This window comes from Bradyrhizobium guangzhouense (genome assembly GCF_004114955.1).
Classification (GTDB): domain Bacteria; phylum Pseudomonadota; class Alphaproteobacteria; order Rhizobiales; family Xanthobacteraceae; genus Bradyrhizobium; species Bradyrhizobium guangzhouense.
The window spans coordinates 4790108-4805061 of the sequence record NZ_CP030053.1; the positions used below are offsets into that span (position 1 = coordinate 4790108).

A 14954-nucleotide genomic window follows, 5' to 3' on the forward strand; every position below is an offset into this window, starting at 1 on the left:
ATAAGCCTCGGGACGAAGGCGGCCATCCATCGCGCAAGGAGTGGATGGCCGCGAGTTTGAGCTCAGGGAGAGCTCGGGTTTACTTGATGTAGCCGGCGCGCTTCATCTCGCGCTCGGTGGCAGATTGCGCCGCAGCCAGCGCCGCATCGACCGTCATCGATCCCGCAAGCGCGGCCGAGAACTGTTGCCCGACTTGCGTGCCGATGCCCTGGAATTCGGGGATCGCGGCATATTGCACGCCGACATAGGGCACCGGCTTCACGGTCGGCTTGTTCGGGTCGGCTGCGTCGATCGAGGCGAGCGTCATCTTGGCGAAGGGCGCCGCCTTCAGGTACTCAGGATTCGCATAGAGCGAGGTGCGCGTACCCGGCGGCACGTTGGCCCAACCCTCCTTCGAGGCCACGAGCTTGGTGTAGTCCTTGCTCGTTGCCCAGGCGATGAACTTCTCGGCAGCGTCGGCCTTCTTGGAGCCTGCGGGAATCGCGAGACTCCAGGCCCACAGCCAGTTGGCATTCTTGCCGAGCCCGGTGTTGGGCGCGAGCGCAAAGCCGACCTTGTCCGCAACCTTCGAGTCCTTCGGGTTGGTGACGAAAGACGCCGCGACCGTCGCGTCGATCCACATCGCGCACTTGCCGGCGTTGAACAGCGCCAGATTCTCATTGAAGCCGTTCGAGCTCGCGCCGGGAGGGCCGGCGTCCTTCATCAGATTGACGTAGGTCGTGAGCGTGGTCTTCCATTCCGGCGTGTTGAACTGCGGCTCCCACTTCTCGTCGAACCAGCGCGCGCCGTATGAATTGGCCATCGCCGAGAGGAACGCCATGTTTTCGCCCCAGCCGGCCTTGCCGCGCAGGCAGATGCCGTAGACGCCACCGTTCTTGTCGGTGAGCTTCTTGGCGGCGTCGATGACGAAATCCCAGGTCGGTTTTTCCGGCATCTTCAGGCCGGCCTTGTCGAACAGATCGGTGCGGTACATCACCATCGAACTCTCGCCGTAGAATGGCGCGGCATAGAGCTTGCCGTCGACCGAGACCGCGTCCCTGATCTTCGGCAGGAGATCGGCAACGTCGTAGTCGGCGCCGAGATTGGCGAGCGGCACCAGCCAGCCCTTCTTGGCCCAGATCGGCACCTCGTAGGTGCCGATGGTCAGAACGTCGAACTGGCCGCCCTTGGTGGCGATGTCGGTCGTGACGCGCTGGCGCAGCACGTTCTCCTCGAGCGTCACCCATTTCACTGAAATGTCCGGGTTCGCCTTGGTGAATTCGCTGGTCAGCCCCTGCATGCGGATCATGTCGCCATTGTTGACTGTGGCGATCGTCAGGGTCGTTTCGGCCATCGCGGGGACGGCAAGCAGTACGGACGCGCCGCAGACGGCGCCCAGAAATCGTTTCACGGTGTCCTCCCTCAACTCGCGTTTTGAGCATATGCCCACGCGTTGGGCGTATGTTCGGCTGAGGTGCCGCGCTTGTCAAGCAGGCGCGCGGCCGTTTCGGCAACTTATGAGTGCTGCGGTGCGGGACGGAGCCGCCCCAACCCCGCTGTCATGCCCCGCGAAAGCGGGGCATCCAGTACTCCGTGTCGTTTATTGCTTTGCCTCAAGCTTGGCCGCGGCGTACTGGATCGCCCGCTTGCGCGGGCGATGACAGCAGTGCGAGGGGTGGGAGCAATCCCTACCGCTCCAGGATCGCCCTTGCGGTGGCCTCGTCCGTGATCAGGCCGTTGATCAGGCGCCCGTTGAGCGCCGCTGCGATCGCGGACACTTTGGCCGCACCGACTGCAGCGCCGATGGTCGTGGTCTTCGCCGGTACCTCCGGCGGAATGCTGGTGAGGCGCCTGTTGGTGCCGGCCTTGAGCAGACGGCCCTTGGAATCATAGGCCCAGCCGGTGATCTCGCCGATCGCGCCCTGCCGCATCATCTCGAACAATTCATCACGCGTGACGAAGCCATCGACATGGACCTGGGCCCTCTGGTCCATCTGGCCAATGCCGACGAGCCGCAGATCCGCTTTGGCCGCGACCGCCTTGACCTTCGCGATCGGCTCGATGCGAACCATCTTGTTGCGCTCGTCCTCCGACGACATCAGGAACGGCAGCGGCATCGGATAGTGCCGCGCGCCGGTGCGGTCGGCGAGCCGGCCGACGGTGTCGTAGAAGCTTGCCGAGCCGTCCGCGGAGATGTTGCCGACCAGCGAGACGATCTGGTGGTTGGGCCGGTCGATCGGAGTGACGCGCTCGACCGCGGCGCGCACGGCCCGCCCCGTGCCGAGCGCGACGATCACGGGCGTCTCCGAGCGCAGCGTCGCATCGAGCAGATTGGCGCAACGCTCGGCAATCCCGGCGGTGGACTGCGGCGCGGCCGGATCGGCGGGCACGACCTCGCAATGACCGAGATCAAAGCGCTCCTTCAGGCGCGCCGCGAGCTCCATGCAAGCTGCGATCGGATGCTCGAGCCGGAACGTGATCAGCCGCTCGGCGAGGCACAGCGACACCAGTCGCTGCGCCGAGGCGCGGGACAGCTGCAGCATCTTTGCGATCTCGTCCTGGGTATGGCCGGCAATGAAATAGAGCCAGCCGGCGCGCGCGGCGTCGTCGAGTCGGGACTTTTCGTTCTCGGCGGCCATGCGGCCTCACGCTCCCCAGAAATCGCTCATCTGCGCGAAGACCCGATCGGCCCCGGCGGCGGACAATATAGCGCGGCCGGCGCGGCTTCGATAATGGCCACCGCCGACAAATCCCCAGACCATCATCCCGGCCGCCTTGGCGGCCTGGACGCCGCTGACGCTGTCCTCGATCACCAGTGTGCGAGAAGGGCTGGCCCGCATTTTCGTGGCGGCGTGAAGAAAGAGATCCGGAGCCGGCTTGCCGTGCCTGACCATCTGCGCCGTGTAAAGGCGGTCGCCGAAATGCGGCGCAAGACCGGTGACCTCCAGCGACAGCGAGACACGGTCGAGGTCGCTCGACGATGCGACGCAGTATGGCACCTGCAATTCCGACAACATGGTGCCGACGCCCGGGATCGGCTGGAGTGCCCCTGCAAACGTCTCGAGCACGCGCGCCTTCAGTCGGGGGAGGAATTCGCCAGGCAGAATCTGGCCGAGTTCGCGGTAGTGCTGCTCGATCGCCTTCGTGCTGCGTCCGAGAAAGAGCTCGAGCGCCTGCTCGACACTGAGTTGGAGGCCGAACTGCGCCAGCACCTCGGACAGGCAGCGGCAGCTGAGCAACTCGCTGTCGACGAGCACGCCGTCGCAATCGAAGATGATCAGATCGGGTTTTGGCCGGTCCAGGTCCATCGCGGCATTCGATCATATACCCAGTCGATGAGCAATAGTTCGGCTCTCGGCAGACCATCGCAGGCAACCCGCGGCAGAACGAGCGCGGCGCGGCCCTCATTGCCATTTTGAGGCGGCTACAGGTGACAATCAGGAATTGGCGCCTGATGGCGCGGTCACGCCGTCAAAACAGGACAAAGGCGCCGATCAGCAAACCCGCCGCGAAGGACATAAGTCCCAGGGTGCAGACGGAAACGATGCGCACGAGGATGCGGAGTCGCACCTCATACTCGTCGTCCGTCATCTCATGGATATGAGCCGCCACTGGTGCTGCCCTGCCCGTGCGCTGTTCGGCACCTTTGGATCTATAGCCCAAATCATGGTCAAGGCGAGGCATCGGCCTCGGTCGTGAGGCCGATGCCGATGCCGTGATCGCAATTGAGGAAAATTGTACCGTATGGGGACGGTGCCGGAGCCCCGCCCCGCGGGTGACTTATTCCTATCGCCGCTGGTTATAGACGTCGATGCACACCGCACCGAGCAGCACCAGGCCCTTGATGACCTGTTGGTAGTCGATGCCGATGCCGAGGATGGACATGCCGTTGTTCATTACGCCCATGATCATGGCGCCGACCACGGCACCGCCGACGCGGCCAACGCCGCCATAGGCCGAAGCGCCACCGATGAAGCACGCGGCGATGACGTCGAGCTCGAAGCCGAGGCCGGCTTTCGGAGTCGCGGTGTTGAGGCGCGCGGCGAAGACGAGACCGGCGAGCGCGGCGAGCGCACCCATGTTGACGAAGGTGAAGAACGTCAGCCGCTCGGTCTTGATGCCCGACAGGCCTGCCGCCTTGGCGTTGCCGCCGACGGCATAGATCTGGCGGCCAATCACGGTGCGACGGGTCACGAAACCATAGAGCGCGATCAGGACGCTCATGATCACGAGCACGTTGGGCAGGCCGCGATAAGTCGCGATCAAATATGTGAAGTACAGCACGGCGCAGGCCAGCACGACGCTCTTGCCGAGGAAGAATGCGTAGGGCTCAACCTCGATGCCGTGCGACACCTCACGCGCGCGGCTCTTGGCGCTGGCATAGACCAGGCCGAGTGCGAGCACCGCACCAATCAGCATGGAGGTGGGATGCAGCGTGCCGGCCTCAGGCAACAGCTCCGGAATGAAGCCCGACGACAGCTTTTGGAAGGTCGACGGGAACGGCCCGAGCGACTGCCCCTGCAACACGGCAAGCGCAAGGCCCTTGAACACCAGCATGCCCGCCAGGGTCACGATGAAGGACGGAATCTTGAAATAGGCGACCCAATAACCCTGGGCCGCGCCGATAGCCGCCCCGACCGCGAGACAGATAAGGAAGGCGAGCGTGTAGTCGACCTTGTATGTCACCATCAGAACGGCGGCGACCGCACCGACGAAGCCCGCGACCGATCCGACCGACAGGTCGATATGGCCGGTGACGATCACCAGCAGCATGCCCAATGCCATGATGACGATGTAGCTGTTCTGAAGCACCAGGTTCGTCAGATTCAACGGCTGCAACAGCGTGCCGCTGGTCATGACCTGGAAGAACAGCATGATCGCAATCAGCGACATCAGCATGCCGTAGTTGCGCAAATTGTTCTTGATGAAGCTGCCGTGCCGGCGCTCCTCGGGCAGCGACACCGTCTTGTCGGTCATGGCTGCGATCCTCCCATCTCCGCGGCCTTGGCCGCGCCGTTTCCGTTGCTTCGTTCGTTGCGCATGATAGCGCGCATGATGTTTTCTTGTGTCGCCTCAGCGCCCGGGAACTCGCCGACGAAGGCGCCGTCGTTCATGACGCAGATGCGGTCGCAGATGCCGAGCAGTTCGGGCATCTCCGAAGAGATTACCACGACGCCGCGGCCAGCCTCCGCCAGTTCGTTGATAATACAGTAAATCTCGTATTTGGCACCGACGTCTATGCCCCTCGTCGGCTCATCCAGGATCAGTACCTTGGGGTCGGTCATCAGCCATTTCGACAATACGACCTTCTGCTGGTTCCCGCCGGAAAGCTGGCCGGTCTCCTGATAGACGTCGGAACAGCGGATCCGCATCCGGTTGCGGTAGTCGCTGGCGATTTTCAGCTCGGCGATGTCGTCGATCACCCGCCCCGGCGCGACCTGATCGAGGCTTGCCAGGGTAATGTTCTTGCGGACGTCGTCGGCCAGGATCAGGCCGAGCTGCTTGCGGTCCTCCGTGACATAGGCAAGGCCGGCGTCGATAGCGGCGGCGACGTTCGGCAGCACGATCTCGTGACCCTCGAGGGCGATGCGACCGGTGATATTGGCCCCCCAGGAGCGGCCGAACAGGCTCATGGCGAATTCGGTGCGACCGGCCCCCATCAGCCCGGCGATACCGACGACCTCGCCGCGCTTGACGCCGAAATTGACGTTCTTGATTACCTGCCGCTCAGGATGAATCGGGTGGTAGACCGACCAGTTCGAAACCTCGAGCACGGGCTCGCCGATCTTGGCGCTGCGCTCGGGAAAACGATGGGCGAGATCGCGGTTGACCATGCTGCGGATGATACGGTCTTCCTGGATCGGCTCGGCGCGGCAGTCGATACCGTCCACGGTGCGTCCGTCGCGCAGCACGGTGATGTGGTCGGCGACGCGGGCGACCTCATTGAGCTTGTGCGAGATCAGGATCGAGCCGATGCCTTGCTCGCGGAACTTCATCAGGCGTTCGAGCAATGCTGCGCTATCGGCCTCGTTCAGGCTCGCAGTCGGCTCGTCCAGGATCAGCATCCTGACGCGCTTGGAGAGCGCCTTGGCAATCTCGACCAGCTGCTGCTTGCCGACGCCCAGATCGGTGATCAGCGTATCTGGCGATTCCTTCAGGCCGACCTGCGCAAGCAGCTCGCGCGTGCGGCGGTACACCGCGTCGCGATCGATCACGCCGAATTTTGACGGGGGATGCGAGAGAAAAATATTCTCCGCGATCGACATCAGCGGAATCAGCGCCAATTCCTGATGGATGATGATGATGCCGAGCGCCTCGGAATCGTTGATGTCGCGGAACCGGCGTTCCTCACCCTCGAAAACAATGGTGCCTTCGTAGCTGCCCGCCGGATAGACCCCGCTGAGCACCTTCATCAAAGTTGATTTGCCGGCGCCATTCTCGCCGACGAGGGCGTGGATCTGCCCGGCCTCGACCGAGAAATTGACGTCACGCAACGCCTGCACACCGGCAAAGCTCTTGCTGACGTTGCGCATCTCCAGCATGGCGGTCATCGCGTTGCGTCCCATCCGTTACGTCCCTCTCCCCGCGAACGGGGAGAGGGAAACTTGAGTGTCTTACTGGAACTGCGACTTCTTGTAGTAGCCGCTGTCAATCAGGGTCTTCTCCCAATTGTCCTTATACACCACAACCGGCTTCAGCAGATAGGAGGGCACAGTCTTGGCACCGTTCTCGTAGGTCTTAGTGTCGTTGACCGTGACCTGCTTGCCGGCGAGCGCGGCGTCGACCATGTCGGCGGTCACCTTAGCGAGATCGCGGGTGTCCTTGAAGATGGTCGAGTACTGGTCGCCCCGCAGCATCGCCTTGATCGACGGAACTTCGGCGTCCTGTCCCGAGATGATCGGCATTGGCTGGTCGGCACTGCCATAGCCTACGCCCTTCAGCGAGGAGATGATGCCGATCGAAATGCCGTCATAGGGCGACAGCACGGCATTGACCTTCTTGTTGCCGTAGTAGGCGCTGAGCAGATTGTCCATGCGGGCCTGCGCAGTGGCGCCGTCCCAGCGCAGAGTCGCAACCTTGTCCATGCCCATCTGGCCGGAGGCGACGACGAGCTTGCCGCTGTCGATATACGGCTTCAGCACGCTCATCGCACCGTTGTAGAAGAAAAAGGCGTTGTTGTCATCGGGCGAGCCGCCGAACAGCTCGATGTTGAACGGACCCTTGCCTTCCTTCAGGCCGAGGCCCTTCTCGATCGATTGCGCCTGGAGCACGCCGACCTGGAAATTGTCGAAGGTCGCGTAATAGTCGACATTCGGCGTGCCGCGGATCAGGCGGTCATAGGCGATGACCGTGATGCCCTTGGCCTTGGCCTGCTTGAGCACGTCCGACAGCGTGGTGCCGTCGATCGCGGCGATCACCAGCGCCTTGGCGCCCTTGGTCACCATGTTCTCAACCTGCGAGAGCTGGTTCGGAATGTCGTCCTCGGCATATTGCAGGTCGGTGTTGTAGCCGCGTTCCTTCAGCACCTTCACCATGTTGTCGCCGTCTGCGATCCAGCGCGCGGAGGATTTCGTCGGCATGGCGATGCCGACGGTTGCCTTGTCCTGCGCGGAGGCTGTGAGACCTGTAACCATCGTTGCGGCGCCAGCCAGCGCCATCGCCAGAAATGTCGTCTTCAATTTCAACATGCTTCACTCCCTTTGGGTGTCAGATTGCTTGTTAGTGTCGTCCAGTACATGGGTAAAGGTCGGTTTCGGATCTCCTATGCGAGCTTGACATCGGGCTCCGCGCGACCGCGCGCGGATGCTTGTAACACAAAAGTGCAGCCGGCCTGTGGGTCGGCCGCGCGCGCCTCTGCGTCCATGTCCTGCCAGGCAGAAGTGACGAGCAGGCGCGACAGATCCGCGCCGACGAATGCAGGACAACTCGCCTGCTTTGCCGGCACATGCAGCGAGCGCAGGCGCTCGCCTTGCGGAGAATAGACATCGACGCGGCTGGCCCCCCAGCAGGCATTCCAGATCTGCCCGTCGGCATCGCACACCGAACCGTCAAGCCCGCCGACGCCGGTGTGGCGCAGCAACACCTCGGGCTCTCCGCGCGGCAGGCCGGTGTCGGGATTGAGCGGTACAGCATAGAGCACGGCGCGCGCGGTGTCGGTGAAATATCCTTTGGCGCCATCCGGCGAGAAACAGATCGAGTTTGGAATGCTGATCCCCGGAAACAGCGTCGAGATCTTGCCGCGGTGGAGCGCGTAGATCGCCCCCAGACCTCGTTCGGCCGTTCGTCCCATCGTCCCGATCCAGAACGTGCCGGATTGATGCACACGGCAATCATTGGAGCGTGTCGCGGGATTGTCCGCTTCGAGCGGGCAGAACAACGTCATTGCGCCATCGGCGAGTGTGCGGATGTAGCAACCATCCTCCGCGACAACGAGCTGGCGCTCGGCATCGATCCGCCCCAGCGCACTCGCCATCCGGCCGAGCGCGTGGATTCGGATCGCGCCGCCGCCGAGGTGCGCCTCGAAGAGTTTGCCCTCGCGAATGTCGAACCACCAGGCGGTGTCGGTGGCCACGTCATAGGTCGGGCCTTCACCGAGATGACATTGCTCAGCGCACAGAACGGTCGTCGGCACCTCTTCCATCATGGCGCCCTCACCGCGAAGCGATAGACGGTGTGATGTCGATAGACGCCGCCGGGGTCGAGGCGCGGGCTCGGAAAATCCGGCCGGTTCGGCGAGTCGGGCCACACATGCGGCTCCAGGCACAGCGCGTCCGATTGCCGGATCAGCCTGCCGCCCTTGCCCGAGATCGTGCCGTCGAGATAGTTGCCGGAATAGACTTGCAGGCCGGGCTGGTCGGTGAACAGTTCCATGATCCGTCCTGAAAGCGGGGCTTCCAGGCGGGCCGCAAGCGCGAGCTTGCCGTCGCGCGCGAGGCAATAAGTGTGATCGTAGCCCCTCCCGTTCTGCAATTGCAGATCGCCCTCGCGAATGTGTGCGCCGACGGCGTGAGCCTCGCGGAAGTCAAATGGCGTACCGGCTACGCTGCGCGGCGGCTCCGGCAGCGGGATAGCGCTGGGATCGATAGCGAGGAAGTGGTCGGCCTTGACCGTCAGCCTGTGATCCAGAGTGGACGCGCCCGAGGTCGCGCCTTCCAGATTGAAGAAGCTGTGATTGGTGAGGTTCACGATGGTCGACCGGTCGGTCCGCGCCTCCATGATCAGCGACAGCTCGGATGGGCCTGTGACACGATAGGTCAGGCGCACATCGAGCTTTCCTGGGTAATTCTCCTCGCCATGCGGGCTCGTATAGGTCAGCGTGACCGCGGGGCTGGCGCCGTCGTCGATCTCGGCAATATCCCAGAGCTTTCGATCGAAGCCGTCGACGCCGCCATGCAGCGCGTTGGGGCCGTTGTTAACGGCAAGCTGGAAGGTCTCGCCGTCCAGCGAAAACCGGCCGTTGGCGATGCGATTGGCGTAGCGGCCGACGGTGGCGCCAAAGAACTTCCGTTCAGCAAGATAACCGGCAAAGGTATCATGGCCGAGCACGACGTCGTCGGTGCCGCCTTTGGCGTCCGGTGCGATCAGCGCCTGGATCACGGCGCCATGGGTGATGATGCGGGCCTCAAACCCGCCCGCCCCGCGCAGCACGATGCGCTCGACACTGCGTCCATCGGGCAGCGTTCCGAACACATCCTTCGCTATTTTCGCACCAGCCATGTCTAGTCCACAAACGGTTCGACGATACTACGCTTGCCGAGCAGGAAGGAGTCGGCGACGAGGCGAAGCGGTGCCAGGTCGACATCGCTCGCGCCTGATGCCGCGAGCTTGACGAAGTGACGATAAAGTTCTCGATATTCCTCATCGGGCGCGTCGGCAACAACCTTGCCGTCCACCGCCATGATCCTTCCACCGCGGGACAATGTCATCTGGCCCTGATCGGTTTCCGCGAAGATATCCCAGCTCTGCGGTCCGGTCTGACGAAAGTCGAACTCGGCCGTGACAGGCAAGCCGCTGATGTCGGTCAGCGTCAGGTTGGCGGCAATCGGCGACTGGCAATTGGCCGGAAACGCAAGCTCGGCCGCGGTGACGAACACCGGTTTTGGCAGGATGCGGGTGAGGATCGAGAGCGCATTGATGCCGGGGTCGAACACGCCGAGCCCGCCCGGCTCCCAGATCCAGGTCTGGCCGGGGTGCCAGACGCGGACGTCCTCCTTCCAATTGATATGAACGGACTTGATCCGGCGCGTCGCCAGCCATTCGCGGGCCGGCTCGACCGCCGGGGCGTGGCGCGAATGCCAGGTCGCAAACAAGGTCCGCTTTGCCTCGGCCGCCATTGCGACCAACGGATCGAGCTCTGCAACACCGATGCCGGGCGGCTTCTCCAGCATGACATGCTTGCCTGCGGCCAGCGCTGCGGCAGCCTGGGCACGGCGCACCTGCGGCGGTGTGCAGAGCGACACCGCATCGATCTCCGGACCCTTCTCCAGCAGTTCCTCGATGGTGGCAAAATGCGGCAAGCCGGGCAGCGACGCGTTACGACTGGCAACGGCGGCAAGCACGGCGCCCGGCGTCGCGGCGATCGCGCCGACATGCTGGTCGCGCGCGATCTTGCCGAAGCCGACGATGGCAATACGAAGAGCTGTCACGATTGTTCTCCAGATGCTGCAGGCGCGGCCGGTGCCGTCTCGGCCGCCGCGCTCTTATGCCGGCGCATGCCATTGTGAATGACGAAGGCCATGGACTCGGCCGCCGCGTCGGCATCACCTTCTGCGATCGAATCGACGATCTTCTGGTGCCAGAGCAAGGTAATCTCGCGGTCTTCCGACCCGGCAGGTGCGCTGAGCATGAAGGCCGTCCGCAGAGCAGCCTCGATCACGTGACCGATGGAGCGCATGAACGGATTGCCGGATGCGCGCGCCACCGCCAGGTGCAACGCGAGGTCGGCTTCGGCAAAGTCGACGGACTCGGACGTCTCCTGCCGCATGCGGTCCATGCTGCGCTGAAGCTCGGCGATGTCTTCCTCCGAACGGCGCCTGGCCGCGAGTGCCGCCGCGCGCGGCTCCACCGCAAGACGTATCTCCGCAAGGTCGTTGAGGAAGCGCCTGTCGATGCCGGCGTCGAGATGCCAGGCCAGCACATCGGCGTCGAACATGTTCCAGGCGGCGCGCCCGCGCACGACGGTGCCAACCCGCGCCTTGGTGGTGAGCAGGCCCTTTGCGACCAGCGTCTTCACGCTCTCGCGCAACACCGGCCGCGACACGCCGAACATTGCCGTCAGCTCGGCATCGCCCGGTAGCCGCACCCCTTCCGCATACCGGCCAGCGATGATGTCGACGCCGATCGAGCGGGACACTTCCGCATGGTTGGAATGGGCCCGTCGTGTCGGGATGACGACGATGCGCGAGGTCATGAGGTTGCTCCCGCGCGCTTCGCTGCCGGCCGGCGCGCCAGCGCGACCAGACCCTGTTGAAGTGCGATGAAGGCGAACAGCAAGGTGCCGGTCGCGATCTTGGTCCACCAGCTCGACAGCGTACCGTCGAAATTGATGTAGGTCTGGATCATGCCCTGGATCAGCACGCCGAGGAAGGTGCCGATCACCGAGCCCTGCCCGCCCGTGAGCAGCGTGCCGCCGATCACCACGGCGGCGATGCTGTCGAGCTCCACGCCGACAGCGGAAAGCGAATAGCCGGCGCTGGTGTAGAACGAGAACACGATGCCGGCAGTCCCTGCGAGCAGGCTCGACAGCATGTAGATCTTTATCGTCATCTTGCCGACCTCAACGCCCATCAGGCTGGCGGTCGCCCGGCCGCCCCCGAGCGCATAGACATTGGCACCGAACCGGGTGAGACGCAGCAACAGGATGCCGCCGATCAGGATCACGAGCATGATGATCGCAATCGCGCTCAGCCGCCCGCCCCCGGGCATCCGAAACGCAAAGTCGGACACGGTCGAATAGACAGGCGCGTTGATCGGCACCGAATCAGTCGAGAGCAGGAAGCTCGCGCCGCGCGCCAGGAACATGCCGGCCAGCGTCACGATAAAGGGCGGCAGGTCGAATACGTGGATGACCGCGCCAATCGCCGCACCGAAGGCCGCCGAGAGCACGAGGATGGCGACGAAGGCGACTAGCGGCGGCACGCCCCAGCGTTCGATCGCCAGCGCGACGAACACAGTGGTGAAGCCTATCACCGAGCCGACCGAGAGATCGATCCCGCCGGAGATAATGACGAAGGTCATCCCGGTCGCGACGATGCCGAGGAAGGCATTATCGGTGAGGAGATTACCGACCACGCGGGTGGAGGCAATGTTGGGAAACTGCACCGCGCAGAGCGCGAAGCCCACGACGAGCACAATGGCCGTGATCAGGACGGGCGGGAGGCCTTTCATGGTTTCGTCCTCCGCAGCCGCGCCATGATGCCGGCGAAGCCGGACAGCTTTGGCGATTGCAGCAGCAGTACCGCGAGCACCACCACGGCCTTGACCAATAAATTGAACTCCGGCGGATAGCCCGACAGCAAGATGCCGGTGTTCATGGTCTGGATGATCAGCGCACCCAACACGGCAAGAACGAGGCTGAAGCGGCCGCCGAACAGCGAGGTGCCGCCGATCACGACCGCAAGAATAGCATCGAGCTCGAGCCAGAGGCCGGCATTGTTGGCATCCGCCCCCATGATGTCGGCCGCGGCGATCACGCCGGCGAGCGCGGCGCAGACACCGCACCAAACATAGACCGCCAAAATCATCGCGCGGGTGCCGACGCCGGCAAGCTCGCTCGCGCGCGCGTTGCCGCCGGTCGCTTCGATCAGCAGTCCGAGCGCCGAGCCGCGGACCACCGCGCCGGTGAGGATCAGCATGCCGAGCGCAATCGCAATCGGGACCGGGACACCGAGAATGGCGCCGTTGCCGAGCCAGACCAGGTCCGGCGAGGTAAAGGTCACGATGCGGCCCTCGGTGATGAGCTGGGCAATGCCGCGCCCAGCCACCATCAGGATCAGCGTCGCCACGATCGGCTGCATGCCGAGCACGGCGACAAGAAAACCATTCCACAATCCGCAGAGGAGGCCGGCGCCGAGCGCGGCCGCCAGCACCACCGGCAGGCTGTGACTGTCGGCGAGACTCGCGGCGATCGCGCCGCAGATTGCCATGACCGCACCGACGGAGAGATCGATTCCGCGCGTTGCGATCACGAGGACCATACCGAGCGAGAGCAACGCCACCGGCGTACCGCGATTGAGCACATCGATCAGGCTGCCGAACAGGCGACCGTCCTGAAGACGGAGGTCGAAGAATTGCGGCGACACCACGCGGTCGACGGCGAGGATGACGATCAGCGCGAGGATCTGGGCCAGGCCGCGCCGCGGCAACAGCATCGTCATACCCGGGCCTCATGCATCGCTGCGCCATCGGCGGCGATGGCCGCGAGAATATTGGTGACGTCGATGGCCTCGCCCGCGAGCTCCTCGACATGCGCGCGGTCGCGCAGCACGACCACGCGATCGGAATAGGTCACGATCTCGTCGAGCTCGGAGGAGATCACCAGCAACGCCAGCCCGTCGTCGCAGAGCTCGCGGATCAAGCGAATGATCTCGGCATGTGCGCCGACATCGATGCCGCGCGTAGGTTCGTCCAGCACGAGAAGTCTCGGCGAAGTCGCGAGCCAGCGGGCCAGCAGCGCCTTTTGCTGATTGCCGCCGGAGAGCAGACCCACCGGGCGCTCGGGATCGGGCGGGCGGATGTCGAGCATCTTGACGTAGCGGCCTGCAATCTCGTCCTGCTCGCGGCGCGACAGCGGCCGATGCAGGCCGCGCTTGGCCTGCAGCGCGAGCACGATGTTTTCGCGCACGGTGAGCTCGGCGACGATGCCGTCGGTCTTGCGCTCCTCAGGGCAATAACCGAAGCCGTGGCGCACGCCGTCGCGCGGCGACTGCAGCCGTACGGGGGCGCCCTCCACCTTGGCCTGCCCGCCATCGGGGCGCTCGGCGCCGAACACCAGCCGCGCCGTCTCGGTGCGGCCCGAGCCGAGCAGCCCGGCTAGGCCGACGACCTCGCCGTGGCGCAGCTCGAGATTGAACGGCGCGACATAGCCGGTCTTGCCGTAATTCTCGAAACTCGCACAGACCTCGCGCGGTGGACGGTCGCTCGCCGCCGCCCGCGCGCTGGTGGTTTCGGCGAGCTCGCGCCCCAGCATCATCCGGATCAGCTCGAGCCGCGTCAGCGAGGCCGTCTCGCGCTCGCCGACCAGGCGACCGTTGCGCAGCACCGTGATCCGATCGGAGATCTCGTAGACCTGATCTAGGAAATGGCTGACAAAGACAATGCCGATGCCACGCTTGGCCAGCTGGCGCATGATGCCGAAGAGGATCTCGACTTCGTGACGGTCGAGGCTCGCGGTCGGCTCATCCAGAATCAGCACGCGTGCGGATAGATCGACGGCACGCGCGATCGCGGTGACATGCTGGATGGCGATCGAATAATTGCCGAGCGGCGCGGCGACATCGATGTCGAGGCCGAACTCGGTCAGCAGCGCTTTGGCGCGGCGGCGCATCTCGCCTTCGCGCACGATGCCGAAGCGCATCGGCTGGCGGTCAAGAAACAGATTTTGTGCCACCGACAGGTTCGGCAGCAGATTGACTTCCTGGTAGACGGTGGCAATGCCGGCCTCGAGCGCCGCCTTGGCCGAACGCGGCGCGACCTCGTCGCCGCCCAGCCTGACAACCCCGGCATCGCGCGGGAAAACGCCGGTGACGACCTTGATTAAGGTGGATTTGCCGGCGCCGTTCTCACCGAGCAGCGCATGGATCTCGCCGGCGCGAAGCGTGAAGTCGACGTCCTGCAACGCGCGCACCGCACCAAAGCTCTTGCTGATCCCGCGCACCTCCAGGAGGGGCGGAGCAGGATCAAGGCTATTCTCCATAACGACGTCACTCCCACCGGCGCCCGCTTATGCTGCGGACGCCCAGCCTATTCGTTCGCGC

Annotated in this window: 14 protein-coding genes; all 14 read right to left on the bottom strand. The window is 64.2% G+C overall.

Annotated elements, in window-relative coordinates:
• Positions 1–79: 79 nt before the first annotated feature.
• Positions 80–1333, bottom strand: a complete 1254-nt coding sequence (locus XH91_RS23055; protein WP_245470675.1) for an ABC transporter substrate-binding protein — start codon at positions 1331–1333, stop codon at positions 80–82.
• A 334-nt stretch (positions 1334–1667) separates the two neighbouring features.
• Positions 1668–2618 carry a sugar-binding transcriptional regulator gene (locus XH91_RS23060; protein WP_128952701.1) on the bottom strand — a complete coding sequence of 317 codons (951 nt, stop codon included), beginning with the start codon at positions 2616–2618 and terminating at the stop codon, positions 1668–1670.
• A gap of 6 nt (positions 2619–2624) precedes the next feature.
• Positions 2625–3287 carry an HAD family hydrolase gene (locus tag XH91_RS23065; RefSeq protein ID WP_128952702.1) on the bottom strand — a complete coding sequence of 221 codons (663 nt, stop codon included), beginning with the start codon at positions 3285–3287 and terminating at the stop codon, positions 2625–2627.
• A gap of 163 nt (positions 3288–3450) precedes the next feature.
• Positions 3451–3663 carry a hypothetical protein gene (locus XH91_RS23070; protein ID WP_128952703.1) on the bottom strand — a complete coding sequence of 71 codons (213 nt, stop codon included), beginning with the start codon at positions 3661–3663 and terminating at the stop codon, positions 3451–3453.
• Positions 3664–3765: 102 nt separating this feature from the next.
• Positions 3766–4956 (bottom strand): multiple monosaccharide ABC transporter permease, encoded by a 1191-nt coding sequence (mmsB, locus tag XH91_RS23075; RefSeq protein WP_128952704.1) that lies wholly within the window; start codon positions 4954–4956, stop codon positions 3766–3768.
• Positions 4953–6530 carry a multiple monosaccharide ABC transporter ATP-binding protein gene (gene mmsA, locus XH91_RS23080; RefSeq protein WP_128954960.1) on the bottom strand — a complete coding sequence of 526 codons (1578 nt, stop codon included), beginning with the start codon at positions 6528–6530 and terminating at the stop codon, positions 4953–4955. The genes mmsB and mmsA overlap by 4 nt, the downstream gene beginning before the upstream one ends.
• A gap of 63 nt (positions 6531–6593) precedes the next feature.
• The gene (chvE, locus tag XH91_RS23085) at positions 6594–7667 is read right to left on the bottom strand and encodes a multiple monosaccharide ABC transporter substrate-binding protein (protein WP_128952705.1); all 1074 of its coding nucleotides are present in this window, start codon (positions 7665–7667) and stop codon (positions 6594–6596) included.
• A gap of 74 nt (positions 7668–7741) precedes the next feature.
• Positions 7742–8620, bottom strand: a complete 879-nt coding sequence (locus XH91_RS23090) for an SMP-30/gluconolactonase/LRE family protein (RefSeq protein WP_164933769.1) — start codon at positions 8618–8620, stop codon at positions 7742–7744.
• Positions 8620–9696, bottom strand: coding sequence for an aldose epimerase family protein (locus tag XH91_RS23095; protein WP_128952707.1), 1077 nt, complete (start codon positions 9694–9696; stop codon positions 8620–8622). Before XH91_RS23095 ends, XH91_RS23090 begins: the two co-directional genes overlap by 1 nt.
• Positions 9697–9698: 2 nt before the next feature.
• Positions 9699–10625: a Gfo/Idh/MocA family protein gene (locus XH91_RS23100; protein WP_128952708.1), complete on the bottom strand. Its 927-nt coding sequence runs from the start codon at positions 10623–10625 to the stop codon at positions 9699–9701.
• On the bottom strand, positions 10622–11389 hold the full coding sequence (locus XH91_RS23105; protein ID WP_128952709.1) for a FadR/GntR family transcriptional regulator: 768 nt from the start codon (positions 11387–11389) through the stop codon (positions 10622–10624). Before XH91_RS23105 ends, XH91_RS23100 begins: the two co-directional genes overlap by 4 nt.
• Entirely contained in the window at positions 11386–12366 is a 981-nt protein-coding gene (gene yjfF, locus XH91_RS23110; protein ID WP_128952710.1) for a galactofuranose ABC transporter, permease protein YjfF, read from the bottom strand. The genes XH91_RS23105 and yjfF overlap by 4 nt, the downstream gene beginning before the upstream one ends.
• Positions 12363–13355 carry an ABC transporter permease gene (locus XH91_RS23115; RefSeq protein WP_128952711.1) on the bottom strand — a complete coding sequence of 331 codons (993 nt, stop codon included), beginning with the start codon at positions 13353–13355 and terminating at the stop codon, positions 12363–12365. Before XH91_RS23115 ends, yjfF begins: the two co-directional genes overlap by 4 nt.
• Entirely contained in the window at positions 13352–14893 is a 1542-nt protein-coding gene (locus XH91_RS23120; protein WP_128952712.1) for a sugar ABC transporter ATP-binding protein, read from the bottom strand. The genes XH91_RS23115 and XH91_RS23120 overlap by 4 nt, the downstream gene beginning before the upstream one ends.
• Positions 14894–14954: the final 61 nt, after the last annotated feature.

Excerpts from the sequence above, each read along its gene's own strand:
- XH91_RS23055 (WP_245470675.1), bottom strand. The coding sequence starts at position 1,333 with ATGGCCGAAACGACCCTGACGATCGCCACAGTCAACAATGGCGACATG.
- XH91_RS23060 (WP_128952701.1), bottom strand. The coding sequence starts at position 2,618 with ATGGCCGCCGAGAACGAAAAGTCCCGACTCGACGACGCCGCGCGCGCC.
- XH91_RS23065 (WP_128952702.1), bottom strand. The coding sequence starts at position 3,287 with ATGGACCTGGACCGGCCAAAACCCGATCTGATCATCTTCGATTGCGAC.
- XH91_RS23070 (WP_128952703.1), bottom strand. The coding sequence starts at position 3,663 with ATGCCTCGCCTTGACCATGATTTGGGCTATAGATCCAAAGGTGCCGAA.
- mmsB (WP_128952704.1), bottom strand. The coding sequence starts at position 4,956 with ATGACCGACAAGACGGTGTCGCTGCCCGAGGAGCGCCGGCACGGCAGC.
- mmsA (WP_128954960.1), bottom strand. The coding sequence starts at position 6,530 with ATGACCGCCATGCTGGAGATGCGCAACGTCAGCAAGAGCTTTGCCGGT.
- chvE (WP_128952705.1), bottom strand. The coding sequence starts at position 7,667 with ATGTTGAAATTGAAGACGACATTTCTGGCGATGGCGCTGGCTGGCGCC.
- XH91_RS23090 (WP_164933769.1), bottom strand. The coding sequence starts at position 8,620 with ATGGAAGAGGTGCCGACGACCGTTCTGTGCGCTGAGCAATGTCATCTC.
- XH91_RS23095 (WP_128952707.1), bottom strand. The coding sequence starts at position 9,696 with ATGGCTGGTGCGAAAATAGCGAAGGATGTGTTCGGAACGCTGCCCGAT.
- XH91_RS23105 (WP_128952709.1), bottom strand. The coding sequence starts at position 11,389 with ATGACCTCGCGCATCGTCGTCATCCCGACACGACGGGCCCATTCCAAC.
- yjfF (WP_128952710.1), bottom strand. The coding sequence starts at position 12,366 with ATGAAAGGCCTCCCGCCCGTCCTGATCACGGCCATTGTGCTCGTCGTG.
- XH91_RS23115 (WP_128952711.1), bottom strand. The coding sequence starts at position 13,355 with ATGACGATGCTGTTGCCGCGGCGCGGCCTGGCCCAGATCCTCGCGCTG.
- XH91_RS23120 (WP_128952712.1), bottom strand. The coding sequence starts at position 14,893 with ATGGAGAATAGCCTTGATCCTGCTCCGCCCCTCCTGGAGGTGCGCGGG.